This window comes from Blastocatellia bacterium (assembly GCA_035573895.1).
Taxonomy (GTDB): domain Bacteria; phylum Acidobacteriota; class Blastocatellia; order HR10; family HR10; genus DATLZR01.
Genome location: DATLZR010000154.1, coordinates 1 through 14,725, shown reverse-complemented (window position 1 = coordinate 14,725; position 14,725 = coordinate 1). Strand labels below are relative to the sequence as shown.

The window sequence follows — 14,725 nt, the reverse complement described above, 5'->3', positions numbered from 1 at the left end:
ACCGGGTGAGATAGAGAACTCCCGCCAGCCGCCCCAGCGTGAGGACGAAGGCGTGAGCGGCTTTGGCGGGATAGGCCACGAGCTTCAGACCGAAACGAAGCAGTCGCTCCCACGGCGCTTGTTCGGCGATCAGGAGAATATCGGCTCCTTTCTTTCGCAGGAAAGCTGCCACCTCCAGCAAGAGGGGACCGCTTCCGGCGACGATCACTCTTTTACCGGCAATCGGCCAGCCCGACTTCACCAGCGCCTGAAGACCTCCGGCGCCGAGGACCTGGGGCAGCGTCCATCCCGGAAAAGGAAGAAACCGTTCGCGCGCCCCCGTAGCCAGAACCAGTTTCTTGTAACGGAGTTCATAAACGTCCTCATCGCTTTCGGCGATGAGCTGGCCCGGTTCCATTGAAGCAATGACCCGCGCGCCGGAGAGGACCCGGACCTCCGAGCGGCCGATAGCCGTTAGCCGGGCGATGGCACCAGGGGGCGTCGGCTGGTTCTCCTCACGACGCCAGATCTGCCCGCCGAGCGTCGGATTGTCGTCCACCAGGGTGACGCGCAACCCGCTTCGGTGAGCGGCCAGAGCTGCTGCAATTCCCGCCGGGCCTCCTCCGACGACCAGCAGATCCGATGGCTGATCCCATCGCGTTATCTCACGTTCGGTTGAGCGCGCGTGCATGTGGCGAATTGAAGTCGTCTCGTCCGATGCGCCCTCTGTTCTCCTTCCGTTCCCGGCTTTCATCTGGCTTGGCTCATGCCGTTTGCACGTCCATCCCGTCACGACAGAGAATCTGACAGCTTCGCCGATGAGCCTGACCATCAATGGTCACGCGACACTCAAAACAAATTCCCATTCCACAGAGGGGACCTCGTGCTTCTCCGGTCACCGAGCGACGAAAGACCCACCCGCCCGCGCCAGCAATGGCAGCGGCCACTGTTGTCCCGCGGGGAACCGTCACCGTGCGACCGTTGATGGTCAGTGTAACCTGATCACGCATGGGTCAGCGAGAGAGACCGCCGGCTCGGCAAATAGGGTTCGAGCGGGATCGGTGAGGGCTCTCCGAGCCAGTGAGCCACGAGCAGTTTCGCCGTTGCCAGCGACATGGTGATTCCCAACCCCTCATGTCCCGTCGCCAGGTATATCCGGTCGGAGTCCCGCACCGGACCGATGAAAGGGAGGTGATCGGAGGTCGCCGCGCGAAATCCCGTCCACACGCGCAGGGCCGACAGCCCGGCGAGTGCCGGCAGATAGTGGCAGGCGCGTTTGAGCATCCGACTGAGAATCTGCCGATCTACCGTCGTCGTCTCGACACCGTATTGACGGGATGAGCCGATGAGGATTTGTCCCGTCGGTCGCGGCTGGACGTTGAAGGCCACGACCTCGCTCATGGCTCCATGCGCTCCTTTGATGTAGCCGAGTTCGACGATCTGATGGCGGACCAGACCATGATAGCGGTCAGTGATGACGAGATGCCCTTTTCGTTTCGCGATCGGGAACTCGGGCATGAGATCCGGCGACCAGCTTCCCGTCGCGTTGACGATCTTGGCTGCGCCCAGCCGCGACCCATCGCTGAGTCTCACCCCTTCGGGGGTGATGGCGACAACGGTTTGACCGAGAAGGACTGTCGCTCCTGCGGCCTGCGCCCGCTCGATTAAAAAGCGGGCCGCCGCCGGCGGATAGATCACACTATCATCGGGAACTCGGAGCCCTCCCACGAGCCCCGGTCGGAGAAAAGGTTCCGCTTCGGCCAGAGCCTGGCGATCGAGAACTTCCACCGCCACGCCACGCTCGCTGTAGAATCTCCGCTTGCGCTCCAGTTCCGCCATCTCCTGTTCATCGGCGGCCACCCAGAGCGTTCCGCAGCGCGAGTACTCACAGTCGGGAGGAAGCTCCTCGGCCAGCTCCTGCCACAACTGTCGTGAATAGCGCGTGAGAGCGAACTCCGCCTCCGATCCATCCATCACGACGATGTGCCCCATTCCGGCGGCAGTCGCTCCCTGACCGATGAATCCGGCTTCGACGACGGCAATGCGAAATCCGGCACGCGCCGCTTCAGCCGCACAGGCGGCGCCCACAATCCCAGCGCCCACAATCACCACATCATAGACAGCCCGCGTCACGAGTGAATCCCCCAACAAAACGGGTCTCGCTCGTCCAGAATCAAGTTCGCCTCCGCTGTGATGAACGCCGATCCACGAATGCTCGGATAAATCGCTCCATTGAGGACCTGCACCGTTCCCTCAAACAGGCTGCCAATGATGCTTTCCTGACGCCAGACCTGCCCTTCTTTGAGTTGGCCATCGGCATAGAGGCAGGCCATCTTGGCGCTGGTGCCCGTCCCACAGGGCGAACGGTCGTAACTCTTGCCGGGACAGAGCACGAAGTTCTTGCTATCGGCATCCTCGCGGTCGGGCCGACCAAAAAGCTCAATGTGATCAATCTCCTCGCCCTGGGGTCCGGTGATGCCCTCGCGGGCCAGAGCCTGTCGAATCCGCCAGGTGAAATCCGTCAGGAGATCGAGATTTTTCAACGTCAGCTCGAGATCGTGATCCTCCACGAGAAAAAACCAGTTGCCTCCCCAGGCGACATCGCCCGTGACCTTTCCATATCCCTCGACGTCCAAGGTGACGTGCTTGGCCAGACGATAACTGGGGACGTTCCGCACGCTCACCGTTCCATCCTCGTGCAAACGCGCTTCCACGATCCCGGCAGGCGTCTCCACCCGATACGTTCCCGGCCCGATTCGCCCCAGATAGGCCAGCGTGGCGATCACTCCCATCGTCCCGTGACCGCACATGCCCAAATAGCCCACATTGTTGAAAAAGATGACGCCGGTCACACACGAAGCGTCTTCGGGTTGACAGAGCAAAGCCCCAACCAGCGCATCGGATCCACGCGGCTCGTTGACGACCGCGCGACGAAACCGATCGTGCTCGGTCTTGAATCGGTGCAATCGTTCGACCAACGAACCTCCGCCGAGATCGGGCCCGCCGTCGAGGACAACACGAGTGGGTTCTCCCTCCGTATGCGAGTCAATCACGACAACACGCTGTATCGCCCTCTTCCTCATCTCCCTGTTCCCCCAATAAAGAGCCTCCAAAGCTGAGGTGCGAAAATAATCCCGATTCCACCGCTTGCCGCACGCGCCGATTCATCAACGACCTCTGTGAACTGATCACTCACGCCTGTGCTTCCTCCAAGAGCCACAATCTACTCCGTGAAGAAAACACACCATTCAGCCCGTTGTCTTGAATGGGTTAAAGCGATGTTGAACCATCTTAGGCTTGGAGAAAAGCTCCCGATACTGTCCCGGTGGAACACCGAGATAGCGCTTGAAGGTTCGGGTGAAGTGGCTTTGATCGGAAAAGCCCGAAGCCAGCGCAATCTGACACAGCGGAGCGGGCGTGGTAATCAATTGATGACAGGCGAACTCCAGCCGCAATTGGCGGATATAGCCTCCGATCGTGCACTTGTAGTACTTGTGGAACATCTGCGCGAGATGAACCGGATGAACTCCGACGGCGTGAGCGATCTCCGCCAGCGTCAGCGGTTCCCGGAACCGTTCGTGCAGCAGTTCCTTGGCCTCCACCAACCATTTCGGCGGATGACCGACCGTCGGGGTCACCGCCGACCGCGACGCTTCCCCGATCAGGGCCAGGACCAACCCCTCCATCACCAGCGGGGACAACTCATCTTCACCCTCCAAAAACTCACGGTAGAGCCGCATTCCCAGCACCACCGGATGGCCGCCACGAAAACAGGCCGAACTGTCAATCACCCGCGTGTGCTGGCGAATCTGCTTGAGCCACCACGGCTCGATTTCCAGAATGAAGGAGCTGCCACCGGTTTGATGAAAATGCTCGGCATGAACTTCATCCGCCGGGTGAAAGAGCAAAAGCGACGGTTCGCACACGCGCGTCGTCGTCCCCACCATCTCCGTGTAACCTCCACGAATGACTAAGCAGAAAAGGTCTTGCTCATGCGAGTGCGTCGGCGTGCGAAATCCCGGTGGGTACTTCCTCTCAGACAGAATCGCTCCGGGCAAGCGGCGCGTCTTCAGGCTCTCGCCATAAAGATGCCCCGGAGGAAGCCTCTCCGCTCGACGAGTCCACGCGACATTTCCTTTTGGCTCCCACGCTTGTCCCATGACTTACCTCATGCGGCAGATATGCCTCCACCGGCTCCCCCTTTCACCTACACCTCTACCACAGCCGGCTTCCTTAACTGTCGCCACCCCCAAATGCATACCGGATAAAATATGCGAAATTGCTTTATTGTCAAGCCGAACCTCACCATCGGACGTAACGACAAGAAGTCAGAACCGGCGCCGCAGGCATAACTTCTTGTCGGATTGAAGGTTAACCGACATAGGGCTGGCGCCGAGCCATCATTTGCGACCCGGACCCTCAGCTTTCATCAGGTCAAGAAGCCGGGCGGTGATGACCGGCCAGGAGAAATGCGCCTCATAAAACAGTCGCCCGCGTTCGCCCAGAGCGCGCCGGGCTGAAGGATTCTCCGCCAGCGCCCTTACTTCCGCCAGGAAAGCAGCAGCATCGTCAACCGGCACGAGACGCAGCGCATCGGACTGCCGGAAAATCTCATCGGTCAGTCGGCCCTCTGTCGTCACAACAGGTAAGCCATGCGCAAGGGCGGCCATTACTGTCGTCCGCCGCGCCGAGACACCGTCGCTGAAGGGCGCAACAAAGAGGTCGCTCGCTTCAAGAGCGCGCGAGACCCTTTCGGCATCGAGATAACCGGGGGCGAGAATGTGAGAAGAGAGCCTCTCATCCGCCTGCGCGAGGAGTTTCTCCGATTCCGGCCCAATCACCAGTAATCGAGCCGATTTTCCCTCTGACAGGAGCATGGCCAGACTGTCGAGTATCCGGGAACTCATTTTTGAGACGTGCCATGTTCCGAAGAAGCAAAGAACGATTTCTTCAGGAGCAAAACCCAGTTCGGTCCGGGCGCGCTGCCGATCAACGGGGATTCGATCAATCGCCGACGGACTGGGCAGGTGAATCACCGGCATGCGCCTTCTGCCAAGCAGGAGACCAACTTCTCTCATCCATGCTTCAGTTGAGACAGCAACGGCACAAGAAGCAGCAAGCGAGAGCCGGAGCATCAGCCGTTGGGCCAGTGCCGCGACAAGGAGTTTGAGAAAGACCATCGCTCTGCCGACAAAGCCTCCATAGGGGGTCTTGTGAGAATAGCCAGCGGCCTTCCGGGAGAGCGATGAGGACGTTGCTCCTCTCTCCCCCTCATCGGTAGGCCGCCTGAAGCGGGGGAAATCCAGATACAGCTCATGAAGAATGAGCAGCAGACGATTGCCCCGCAACCGTTGCCACAGCCAGACGAGCGGCATCACCAGGTTGATTCCTCCCCGACCGTACAGATGTGGGACGTACTGGATGATCACCCAGTCCGGCGCCTGCTGCTGAATCACACGCAATAGGGCCCTCGCTCCTTTTATCCCCCAGCCGGGGACTTCTGCGGTGCGAATCGCATCCCCTGTTGGCCCCGGACCCGATCCCTGGGCAGGAGGCGAGGTGACGACGATCACCTCAATCTCGTTCCGGCTGAGTGAGTGCGCCAGGCGATGGGTATGATCAGCCAGCCCACTTCGCCGGGGCGGATAATCGGGGCAAACGATGACAACTCGCATACCTGGCACCCAGTTATAGAGCGGACCGGGTTCACCCGCAAGAACGAAAGTGTAACGCAGGCTTTCGGGGGCGGCACAGAGGGTGCAGACGCGAGAGTTTGTGCTGCCGGCATGCCCTTTCCAGCGTGCGCGTCATGGCAGATGAAAAGGATCCGTGCCCTGAATACCATGTCCTCGCGCAGAAAGTGAGGTCTTCGATCCGCGCTGTGAGCGAGTTTCGCGCGTCGCACCGGGACGGGAAAAGTTTCTCGCCGCTATCCTTTTTCCTCCGGACCGACTCTATAGAAGAGGAGGGCGGGAGAGATCGTGGGGAAACGGGATCGGGCAGGGGTTCCGCCGAACGAGTTGCCGGATGAAGTCCTGGTGATGGCGGCGCTGGTCGGTGACATCACCGCTTTCGATCACTTGGTCCGGCGGTATCGGGGAGCCGTCGTGCGCCTCGCCGAAGCAATTGTCGGACCGGACCTGGCGGAAGATGTCGCTCAGGAGGCCTTGCTCACTGCGTTCAAGGCGCTGCCCACGCTGGAAACGCCGAGCAAGTTTGCCGCGTGGCTGCACGTCATCACGCGACATAAGGCACTTCGCATGAGCCAGCGCGAACAAGCCCTCCGCACCAAACAGGCCGAACTGGATCGCCTTCTGCTGGAACGCAGCACCGCCCTGAGTCGTCCCCTCCTCAGCAAAAGTGACGAGCCGGCGGCCGTGAGAGAGGCGATCCAGCGTCTCCCGCCTGACTACCGACTGGTCGTCACGCTGCGATACTTCGATCAGATGCCGGTCAAGCGCATCGCCGAGTTCTTGATGCTGCCGCTGACGACGGTGAAGTGGCGGCTTCATAAGGGACGACACTTATTGCGTCAGATTTTGGAAGGAGGTCGTCATGGAAAAGGAACAAGAAATTCGTAAGCTCGTCTCCGTCCTCAAGCGAATGGGTCGGCTGGCGGCTCAAGCCAGCTGGGGCTGGACCATCAGCAGTGAAGCCCAGGATCAAACCGCTCAGTACTGCGTCGAGCAGTACAATCGTATTCTCGCGCGCCTGAAGGAACTCGACCCGACGGTGGGAACGATTTTCACTCCGCTCCCCGCCACGACCCGATTGGAGGTCATAGCCATCGCCTGTCGCCAACTGGCGGCCTATTACGAAGAGGAGATCGCCCGGGCCGAGGAAAAAGAAGGCCGCCGCCATCGGGAGTGGGGATCGTTCTACGAGACGGTCTACGAGGCCGGTCCGTTCAAGATTTTCTTCGGTCGCGGCTTCAAAGACCTGGAGGAGTTGGGCCGACTCATTCGCGAGTGCATGCCGTGGTGGCTGCGCGGAGAGGAGTCTCGCTCCAGAGGGGAAGAAGCAAAATCCTCCTCCGAAGGAGCGACCAATGCAACATAAAGTGAGGGGAGAAACATCATATCAGGGCAGTCAGGACGAGCCGGGAAAGAACACAGATGACAAGGATGCTTCCGCTCCGTGTCACTCCTCAGTTCCTCCCAGCCGCGTCCTTTTCTGGACGTGATGGAGGCCCTCTCTCCGATCCGAGGGAAATCGTCAGGCCACTGCGTGTTATGCGGGAAGCCCGTCAACGACCGTTTCTTGACGGGCTCTCCGAATGACCCGTAAAATTGGCCCTGGATGAGCAAAGACCTTCTGACAACGTTGAACGAAGATATTCGGTCGCTCCAGATTGATCGCCAGCGGGCGTATCCTCCGCCGCGGTCGCGCCGCCGATGGCTCGTGGTGATCGGCGGGTTGATACTGGTGGGGGGCATTGGCGGCGTTCTCATCAGGTGGATGCCTTTCGGATCGCGCCTTGGAGGATCGGCCAAAGAAGTGTCCGTTGCCGTGGCGGCGCGTCGGGGCCCCACGGGACCTCAGCCGATTTTGTCCGCCGGCGGCTATATCATCGCGCGCAATCAGGTGGAAGTCGGAGCCAAAATCACCGGTCGCGTCGTGGCCCTTGAGGTCAAGGAAGGAGATGTCGTACGGGCGGGACAGGTGATCGCCCGACTCGACGACGAGGAGATTCGCGCTCAGGTTCGACAGGCGGAAGCGAATCTGGCCGCCGCACGCGCCCGCCTGGCCGAACTGGAGGCCGGATCGCGGCCGCAAGAAATTGACCGAGCGCGCGCCGAGATGCTGCGGGCCGAAGCCGATGTGAAAAATGCCGAACTGAACCTGCGACGGCTGGAACGACTGGTCGAAGCCGGCGTCGTGGATCGGCAACGCCTGGATGATGCTCGCGCCCGCTACGAGATGGCCACTGCGGCACTGCGAGCTGCTCAGGAAAATTACGAACTGGTCCGGATCGGCCCGCGACCGGAACAGATCGAGCTGGCGCGGGCTCAGGTGCATCAGGCGGAATCCGCTCTGGCTTACGCGCGCGCCCAACTGGAAAACACGGTGATTCGCGCCCCCGTCTCCGGCACGGTGCTCGATCGCTATGTAGATCTCGGCGAGATGGTCACCATCGGCTTCACCTCCACGCGGGGAGCGAAACAGGCGCTCATTTCGCTGGCCGATGTGACCGATCTGCAGGTGGAACTCGACATCAGCGAAGCCGATATCGCGCGGGTGAAACTTCAGCAACCCACCACCATCACTCCCGATGCCTATCCCGACCGCCGCTATCGTGGGGTGGTTGAATACATCTCCGCCGTCGCCGACCGCCAAAAGGCGACGATCAAAGTGAAGGTCAAAGTCCTCGACCCCGATGAGTACCTGCGCCCCGATATGGGGGCGAAAGTGACTTTCTACGAAACGGGGACGGAGATCCCTCGTGAGTCCAGCGTCGTTCTGGTCCCTAAAACTGCCGTCATCGAGCAGGGCAATCGTACCATCGTCTTCCTCGTCCGTGAGGGCAAGGCGGTCGCTCAACCGGTGTCCGTGGGCAAAGAAAATGCCGGCTATTGTGAGATCGTGAGCGGCCTGCAAGGGGGCGAGACGGTCATCACAGGCGGACTGGCCGGACTCAAAGACGGAGATCGTGTCACAGTGCGACCGTAACCCCCCGTCGTCCATCGCTTCTCATGTCGAGGGAACTACCGGAACAGAAGGATCGTTATATGCTGGAGGATGCCGATCAGAGGGAAGGCAGACGATGAAACGCCCAATCGTTGAAATCACCAATGTGAGCAAGATGTTTCGCCATGATAGCGTGGAGGTTCGCGTCCTCGAAGACATCAATCTGACGGTTGAAGCCGGAGAGTTCCTGGCGCTGCGAGGGCCATCGGGATCGGGAAAGACGACGCTGCTCAATCTCATCGCGGGCCTCGACCGCCCAACGACGGGCCGCGTGCGCGTCGGTGATGCCATCGTCACCGAGATGACCGAGAATCAACTGGCCCATTGGCGCAATCGGCACATCGGGTTTGTTTTTCAAACGTTCAACCTCATTCCGGTGCTGACGGCTTTTGAAAACGTCGAGTTACCGCTTTTGCTCACGAAGCTGTCCGGCCGGGAGCGTCGCCGTCACGTCGAAACGGCGCTCAAGCTGGTGGGGCTTTCGGATCGGATGAATCATTATCCCCGGCAACTGTCGGGCGGCCAGGAACAGCGTGTGGCCATCGCGCGAGCGATTGTCACCGATCCAACGCTCATTCTGGCTGACGAGCCAACGGGTAACCTGGATGCACATTCGGCCGAGGAAATACTGACGTTGCTCGTCCAGCTCAACGCGCAGCTCGGGAAAACGATCATCATGGTCACGCACGATCCTCGGGCGGCGCGTCATGCCACCCGCGAACTGCATCTGGAGAAAGGCGTCTTATTGCCGCCGGAGGTTCCGTCGGTCGTCCGCGAACCGATACAGTCGTGATTTGCTGCCGGGGATGATTCTCAATGAATAGCGATGCTCCATCCGGAGGGAAATCGTGAAAATTCTCCTGGAGACGCGGACTCCGAATCAGTCTCTTGAGTAAGACGCGTCCTCCAGGCCGTGCGTGCGGGAGAGCCAGACCATGACCTATCCGGGTTTCGTCTGGAAGAACGGGATGCGCAATAAGCGCCGGGCGATCCTCACGATGATGAGCGTGGCGCTGGCCGTCTTCGTCATGGCCACGCTCGTCTCGTTCGTCGCCCAACTGGATCGGAACATGAATGAGGCGAGCCCCCTTCGCCTGATCACCCGTCATGCCGTCTCGCTCACCAACTCTCTGCCGGAACGATACCGCGCTCAGATCGAGAAGATCCCCGGCGTCGTCGCCGTGTCGGAGTTGAACTGGTTCGGCGGCATCTACATTGATGAAGCTCACACGGATTTCGCCCAATTCGCCTGCGATGCGCGAACGCTCTTCGATGTCTTTGACGAGGTCAGAATTCCCCCGGACCAGAAGGAGGCATTCATGCGCGAACGCACTGCCGCCGTCATCGGCCGGCGCAAGGCCGAGAAGCACGGGTTGAAACTGGGCGATCGCATCACCATCAAGCCCCGCGATATCCCCATTGATGTGCCGCTGGAGCTGACGATTCGAGGAATCTTCGAGGGAACCGTCAACAATGAGGCGCAATTGTTTTTCCACCGCGACTATCTCGAAGAGGTGATGGGGCGGCCCGGCTGGGTCGGGACGTACTGGATTCGGGTTGACTCGCCGGAGTCGGTGAGCCGCGTGAGCGAGACCATTGACGCTCTCTTCCAGAACACTGAGGCCCCGACGAAAACGGAGACCGAGCGGGCGTTCAATATGAGCTTCGTCTCCATGCTGGGGAATTTGAAGCAACTGGTGGCGACGATCAGCGGCGTCATTATTTTCACCCTGCTTTTAGTCACGGGCAATACGATGGCCATGTCGGTGCGCGAGCGCATCCGCGAGATCGCCGTTTTGAAATCGCTCGGCTTTCATCGGGGGGAAGTCCTCCGGTTGCTCGTGGCCGAAGGAGTCCTGATCACGGTGACGGGAGGACTCGCCGGTTGTCTGGCCGCTCGCGTGATATTCGGCTGGCTCGATCTCGGCGCGTTCTCCCTGGGATTTTTCCAGCAGGTTGATGTGACCTGGCCGATCATCGCTGCCGGCCTGGCCGTGTCGGCAGTAGTCGGGATCGTGAGCGCCGGCATCCCGGCGTTGCGAGCGGCGAACTTAACGGTCGCCGAAGGACTCCGACATGTCGGATGAAAGAGGTCGTGAGATGAGGGATCACTGACGCCGACGGCATCTTTTCGATGTGGAGGAGCAATGGCTATACCCGTGAAGTACAACATCCGGAGCGTGCTCGTGCGGCGGGTGAGCACGCTCATGACCGTGCTGAGCATCGCTTTGGTTGTGGCTGTGACCATCGGAGTGATGGCCCTAGCCACGGGATTAGAAACGGCGCTTGTCTCCACCGGCGATCCCCTCAATATCCTCGTGCGCCGTCGGGGCGCGGATTCGGAGCTAAGTAGCTTCGTCACCCGCGACGCCTGGCAGGTCCTGCGCTATCTTCCCGGCGTGGTGACCCATTCAAGCGGAGAGCCTCTGGCCTCCGCCGATGTCGTGGTCGTCATCAACCTGCCCAAACGCGGCAGCGACCAGGGAGCCAATGTGACGATTCGAGGAGTTTCGCCGATGGGCATGGCGCTGCGACCGCAGGTTCGCCTGGTGGAGGGACGGATGTTCCAGGCCGGACTCCGCGAAGTGATCGTGAGCCGCCGTATCTCCGAACGATTCCAGCACACGAGCCTCGGCGACCGCCTCCGCTTCGGCAAAGGCGAATGGACGGTGGTCGGTTTGTTCGATGCCGGCCAGACGGCTTTCGATTCGGAGATCTGGACCGACGTGAACCAACTGGCCAGCGATTACAATCGGCAATTTTACTCCTCCGTCTTGCTGCGAGCCGTTAACGAGGCGGCAGCCCGCGACATCATTTCTCGTGTGGAGAACGAACGCCGCTATAACCTGACGGCGGAGCCGGAGACCGAGTATTTTCGGGAACAGACGCAAGCCGCCGCCCCCATCAAAGCGATGGGGATGTTCATCGCCTTCATTCTGGGAATCGGGGCTTGCTTCGCGGCGATGAATACGATGTACGCGGCAGTGACCTATCGCACGCGAGAGATCGCCACGCTCCGGGTGCTCGGCTTTCGCAAGGGAAGCATTCTCCTCTCTTTCATTGTGGAATCCGTGTTGCTGGCGCTCGTTGGCGGAGTCGTGGGTTGCCTGCTGGTGCTACCGATCAACGGGGTGACGACGGGCACGGCCAACTGGCAGACGTTCAGCGAGATCGCCTTTGCCTTTCGGGTGACGCCGCGGCTGCTTCTGGCGGGGATGATATTTGCTATCCTCATCGGGCTCTTCGGCGGATTCTTTCCGGCCCGGCAGGCCGCCCGCCAGGTTCCCGCTCTGGCCCTCCGCCAGGAATAACACTCTCTCGCTCCCGATGCTCAGGGCAATGAAATCTCCCCGGATGGATACGGACGGTCTCTCTGCAAATCCGTGTCCATCCGGGATGACTTTCAGACATCGGTCTGGCGGAGGAGTTTGGCGAGCAGCTCGTTGACGAGCTGGGGATTGGCTTTGCCCTGCGACTGCTTCATCACCTGACCGACGAAAAATCCGAAGAGCTTCTCCTTTCCTGCCCGATACGCCTCCACATTTTCGGGGTGGGCTTCCAGAACGCGCCGAATGATCGCTTCGATTTCGGCGACATCGGTGATCTGCACGAGCCCCTTCTCGCGCACGATCTCTTCGGCGGTCTTTCCGGTGGCGACCATGTCTTCGAGGACGGTCTTGGCGATCTTGCCGCTGATGGTCCCGTCGGCGATGAGGTGGATCAATCCGGCGAGTTTTTCCGGCGTCACCGGCGAACTGGTGACCTCCTGTCCCGTCGCTTTCGTCAGGCCCATCAGCTCGCTCAGAATCCAGTTGGCCGACGCACGGGGATCGCGCGTGCGTTCGACAACCGCTTCGTAATAGTCGGCCAGGGTTCGCGTGGCCGTCAGAGTGGTGGCGTCCTCCAGCGAAAGTCCATACTCCTGCATGAATCGCCACTTGCGCTGGTTGGGCAGTTCCGGCAACTCGCGTCGAAGTTCTTCCACCCACTCGGGACTGACGACGAGCGGCGGCAGATCGGGTTCGGGGAAGTAGCGATAATCATGAGCTTCCTCTTTGGTGCGCATGACGACGGTCCGCCCCTCGGCCTCATTCCATAGACGCGTTTCCTGAACGAGCTGGCCGCCCTTTTCCAGTACTTCGATTTGCCGGGTGATCTCGTATTCGAGAGCCTTTTGCAGAAAACGAAAGGAGTTGAGATTCTTCAGCTCGATCTTCGTCCCCAGTTCGGTGCTTCCTTTCGGGCGCACCGAGACGTTGGCATCGCAGCGCAAGTTTCCTTCCTCCATATTGCCTTCGCAGACATCCACGTACTGGAGCGCCAATCGGAGATAATGCATGTAATCGTAAGCCTCCCAACTGGAACGGAAGTCGGGCTCCGAGACGATCTCGACAAGAGGCACGCCGCTGCGATTGAACTCAATATAGGAGGCGCGGTCCGAATCCGGCATCCCGTCGTGGATGGACTTGCCGGCATCCTCCTCGATGTGGAGGCGGCGGATGCGGAATTTCTTTCTCACCCATTGAATGGGGCGACCATGCTCATCGCGCTCCGCCGTATCAATCTCAACGACGCCGTGTTCGGAAAACGGCTGATCGTACTGCGAGATTTGATAACCTTTGGGCAGATCGGGATAAAAATAGTTCTTGCGGGCGAAGATCGAGACGGGATTGATCCGACAACCAAGCGCCAACGCCGCTTTGGCCGCCATGCGCACGGCTTCCCGATTGAGTACCGGTAAGGCTCCGGGAAGTCCCAGGCAGACCGGACAGGTGTTTTGATTCGGCGCGTCGCCGAATTGCGTCGAACACCCGCAGAAGATCTTCGACCGCGTTTTCAACTGCGCGTGAATCTCCAGCCCGATCACCGCTTCATACTTGTCTCTGGCCGTCATAGGCCGTAATTCTAGCACATCGGCGACACTCATGGGGTGCGGGCCGTCGAGATCGAGCACGCTCGCAAAACGGCGTTTGCCTTCCGTCATGTTGACTTTCTCCCGATGATCCCTCTACTCTTTCCTGCTTTCTTCCTCATCCGACGACCGTGAGGCAGCGATGACGACCGAACAGTGGCAAGCGCCTCTCACGCTCGAAGATCGGCTGGCGGAGCTGGCGAAGGCGCGAGCGGAGCTTATGGCCGTGCTGGAGAATACTCCTGCAGAACCGGAGACCGGCACATCCGATCGGTGGTCGGTGGCCGAGATCGTCTATCACCTCCATCTGGCCGAAAAGAGCATCACCCGGATGCTGCAGAAGGCCATCCGCTCAGGCCCCCGACAGGCGCGTGCGAGCGAGGAATTCCTCCGCACCGAGTGGGAGCGGATCAGGTCTCTAGTCGGCAGTCGAGAACACCCCGCGACCGCCCCTCCGGCAGCTCTTCCGACCGATGCTCCTCCCCTGGCAGAAGCCCTGGCCCGGCTCAACGAGTCGCGTCGGGAGCTTCTGGAACTACTTGGCACGGTGAGCCTGGACGATCTCGCTTCCGTCTCCATGCCCCATCCGTTCGAGGCCATCGGCACGGTGACGGGCGCCGGGTGGCTCAGCATCATCGCCCAGCATGAACTGCGCCACGCCGAACAAATCCGCGAGATCACATCTCGCCGCAAATGAGCACGGAGGGATGGGACGATCTACGCGCATCGGTGGTGATTTTCCGGGGTGCTGCTCATGGAGCACGGGCTTCAGAAACAATGAGAATCGCCCGCGGATGAAAAGTACCGCTGAAGACTCGTCGGTGAGAACCTTTCACCCGGGGCGGAGATTTTTCCGGTCATTTCCGCGTCTTTCGCGGGCTCTTTTCGGAGGAGTATGACACAAACGCTGCGCCAGCGGATCTACGACTACATTGACGAACACTTCGATGACCACCTGACGGCCATTCGAGCCTATCTTCGGCAACCGAGCATCTCGGCTCAAAATGTCGGCATTCAAGCGTGCGCCGAGCTTACGGCAGACGTGCTGCGAGAGCTTGGCGCCCGCGTTCATCTTGTAACGGTGGAGGACGGCTACCCCATCGTCTACGGATACCTGGCCTCGCGCCAGTCGCGGCGGACGCTCCT

The 14,725-nt window shown here is 60.3% G+C and carries 15 protein-coding genes; 8 read left to right on the top strand and 7 right to left on the bottom strand.

Going from position 1 to position 14,725, the window contains the following annotated elements; genetic code table 11:
* The 6 genes from VNM72_13250 to VNM72_13225 form a co-directional block, all read right to left on the bottom strand.
* Nucleotides 1-733 (bottom strand): FAD/NAD(P)-binding oxidoreductase (locus VNM72_13250; protein HXF06364.1); only part of this gene is annotated, 733 nt, incomplete at its 3' end.
* 10 nt (nucleotides 734-743) lie between these two features.
* Nucleotides 744-989, bottom strand: coding sequence for a (2Fe-2S)-binding protein (locus tag VNM72_13245; protein HXF06363.1), 246 nt, complete (start codon nucleotides 987-989; stop codon nucleotides 744-746).
* The gene (locus VNM72_13240) at nucleotides 982-2,112 is read right to left on the bottom strand and encodes an FAD-dependent oxidoreductase (GenBank protein ID HXF06362.1); all 1,131 of its coding nucleotides are present in this window, start codon (nucleotides 2,110-2,112) and stop codon (nucleotides 982-984) included. Before VNM72_13240 ends, VNM72_13245 begins: the two co-directional genes overlap by 8 nt.
* Complete coding sequence (locus tag VNM72_13235; protein HXF06361.1) at nucleotides 2,109-3,062, bottom strand: 4-hydroxyproline epimerase; 954 nt, start codon at nucleotides 3,060-3,062, stop codon at nucleotides 2,109-2,111. Before VNM72_13235 ends, VNM72_13240 begins: the two co-directional genes overlap by 4 nt.
* A 165-nt stretch (nucleotides 3,063-3,227) precedes the next feature.
* Nucleotides 3,228-4,139 carry an AraC family transcriptional regulator gene (locus tag VNM72_13230; GenBank protein HXF06360.1) on the bottom strand — a complete coding sequence of 304 codons (912 nt, stop codon included), beginning with the start codon at nucleotides 4,137-4,139 and terminating at the stop codon, nucleotides 3,228-3,230.
* A 240-nt stretch (nucleotides 4,140-4,379) separates the two neighbouring features.
* Nucleotides 4,380-5,654, bottom strand: coding sequence for a glycosyltransferase family 4 protein (locus VNM72_13225; protein HXF06359.1), 1,275 nt, complete (start codon nucleotides 5,652-5,654; stop codon nucleotides 4,380-4,382).
* 306 nt (nucleotides 5,655-5,960) lie between these two features.
* Here VNM72_13225 and VNM72_13220 point away from each other — a divergent pair, with 306 nt between their 5' ends.
* From VNM72_13220 to VNM72_13195, 6 genes are all read left to right on the top strand, one after another.
* A complete protein-coding gene (locus tag VNM72_13220) occupies nucleotides 5,961-6,560 on the top strand; it encodes an RNA polymerase sigma factor (protein ID HXF06358.1) in 600 nt (199 codons plus the stop codon).
* Nucleotides 6,535-7,038, top strand: a complete 504-nt coding sequence (locus tag VNM72_13215) for a hypothetical protein (GenBank protein HXF06357.1) — start codon at nucleotides 6,535-6,537, stop codon at nucleotides 7,036-7,038. Before VNM72_13220 ends, VNM72_13215 begins: the two co-directional genes overlap by 26 nt.
* Nucleotides 7,039-7,278: 240 nt before the next feature.
* Nucleotides 7,279-8,649 (top strand): efflux RND transporter periplasmic adaptor subunit, encoded by a 1,371-nt coding sequence (locus tag VNM72_13210; protein ID HXF06356.1) that lies wholly within the window; start codon nucleotides 7,279-7,281, stop codon nucleotides 8,647-8,649.
* A 94-nt stretch (nucleotides 8,650-8,743) separates the two neighbouring features.
* Nucleotides 8,744-9,460: an ABC transporter ATP-binding protein gene (locus VNM72_13205; GenBank protein ID HXF06355.1), complete on the top strand. Its 717-nt coding sequence runs from the start codon at nucleotides 8,744-8,746 to the stop codon at nucleotides 9,458-9,460.
* 142 nt (nucleotides 9,461-9,602) lie between these two features.
* A complete protein-coding gene (locus tag VNM72_13200; protein ID HXF06354.1) occupies nucleotides 9,603-10,754 on the top strand; it encodes an FtsX-like permease family protein in 1,152 nt (383 codons plus the stop codon).
* A 60-nt stretch (nucleotides 10,755-10,814) separates the two neighbouring features.
* On the top strand, nucleotides 10,815-11,978 hold the full coding sequence (locus VNM72_13195) for an FtsX-like permease family protein (GenBank protein HXF06353.1): 1,164 nt from the start codon (nucleotides 10,815-10,817) through the stop codon (nucleotides 11,976-11,978).
* Nucleotides 11,979-12,070: 92 nt separating this feature from the next.
* On the opposite strand, the gene gatB is transcribed toward VNM72_13195, so the two are convergent.
* Complete coding sequence (gatB, locus tag VNM72_13190; protein HXF06352.1) at nucleotides 12,071-13,561, bottom strand: Asp-tRNA(Asn)/Glu-tRNA(Gln) amidotransferase subunit GatB; 1,491 nt, start codon at nucleotides 13,559-13,561, stop codon at nucleotides 12,071-12,073.
* A 160-nt stretch (nucleotides 13,562-13,721) separates the two neighbouring features.
* Between gatB and VNM72_13185 the strand changes: the two genes are divergently transcribed.
* Entirely contained in the window at nucleotides 13,722-14,276 is a 555-nt protein-coding gene (locus VNM72_13185; GenBank protein ID HXF06351.1) for a DinB family protein, read from the top strand.
* A gap of 198 nt (nucleotides 14,277-14,474) precedes the next feature.
* On the top strand, nucleotides 14,475-14,725 hold a 251-nt coding region (locus VNM72_13180; GenBank protein ID HXF06350.1), incomplete at its 3' end, for a hypothetical protein.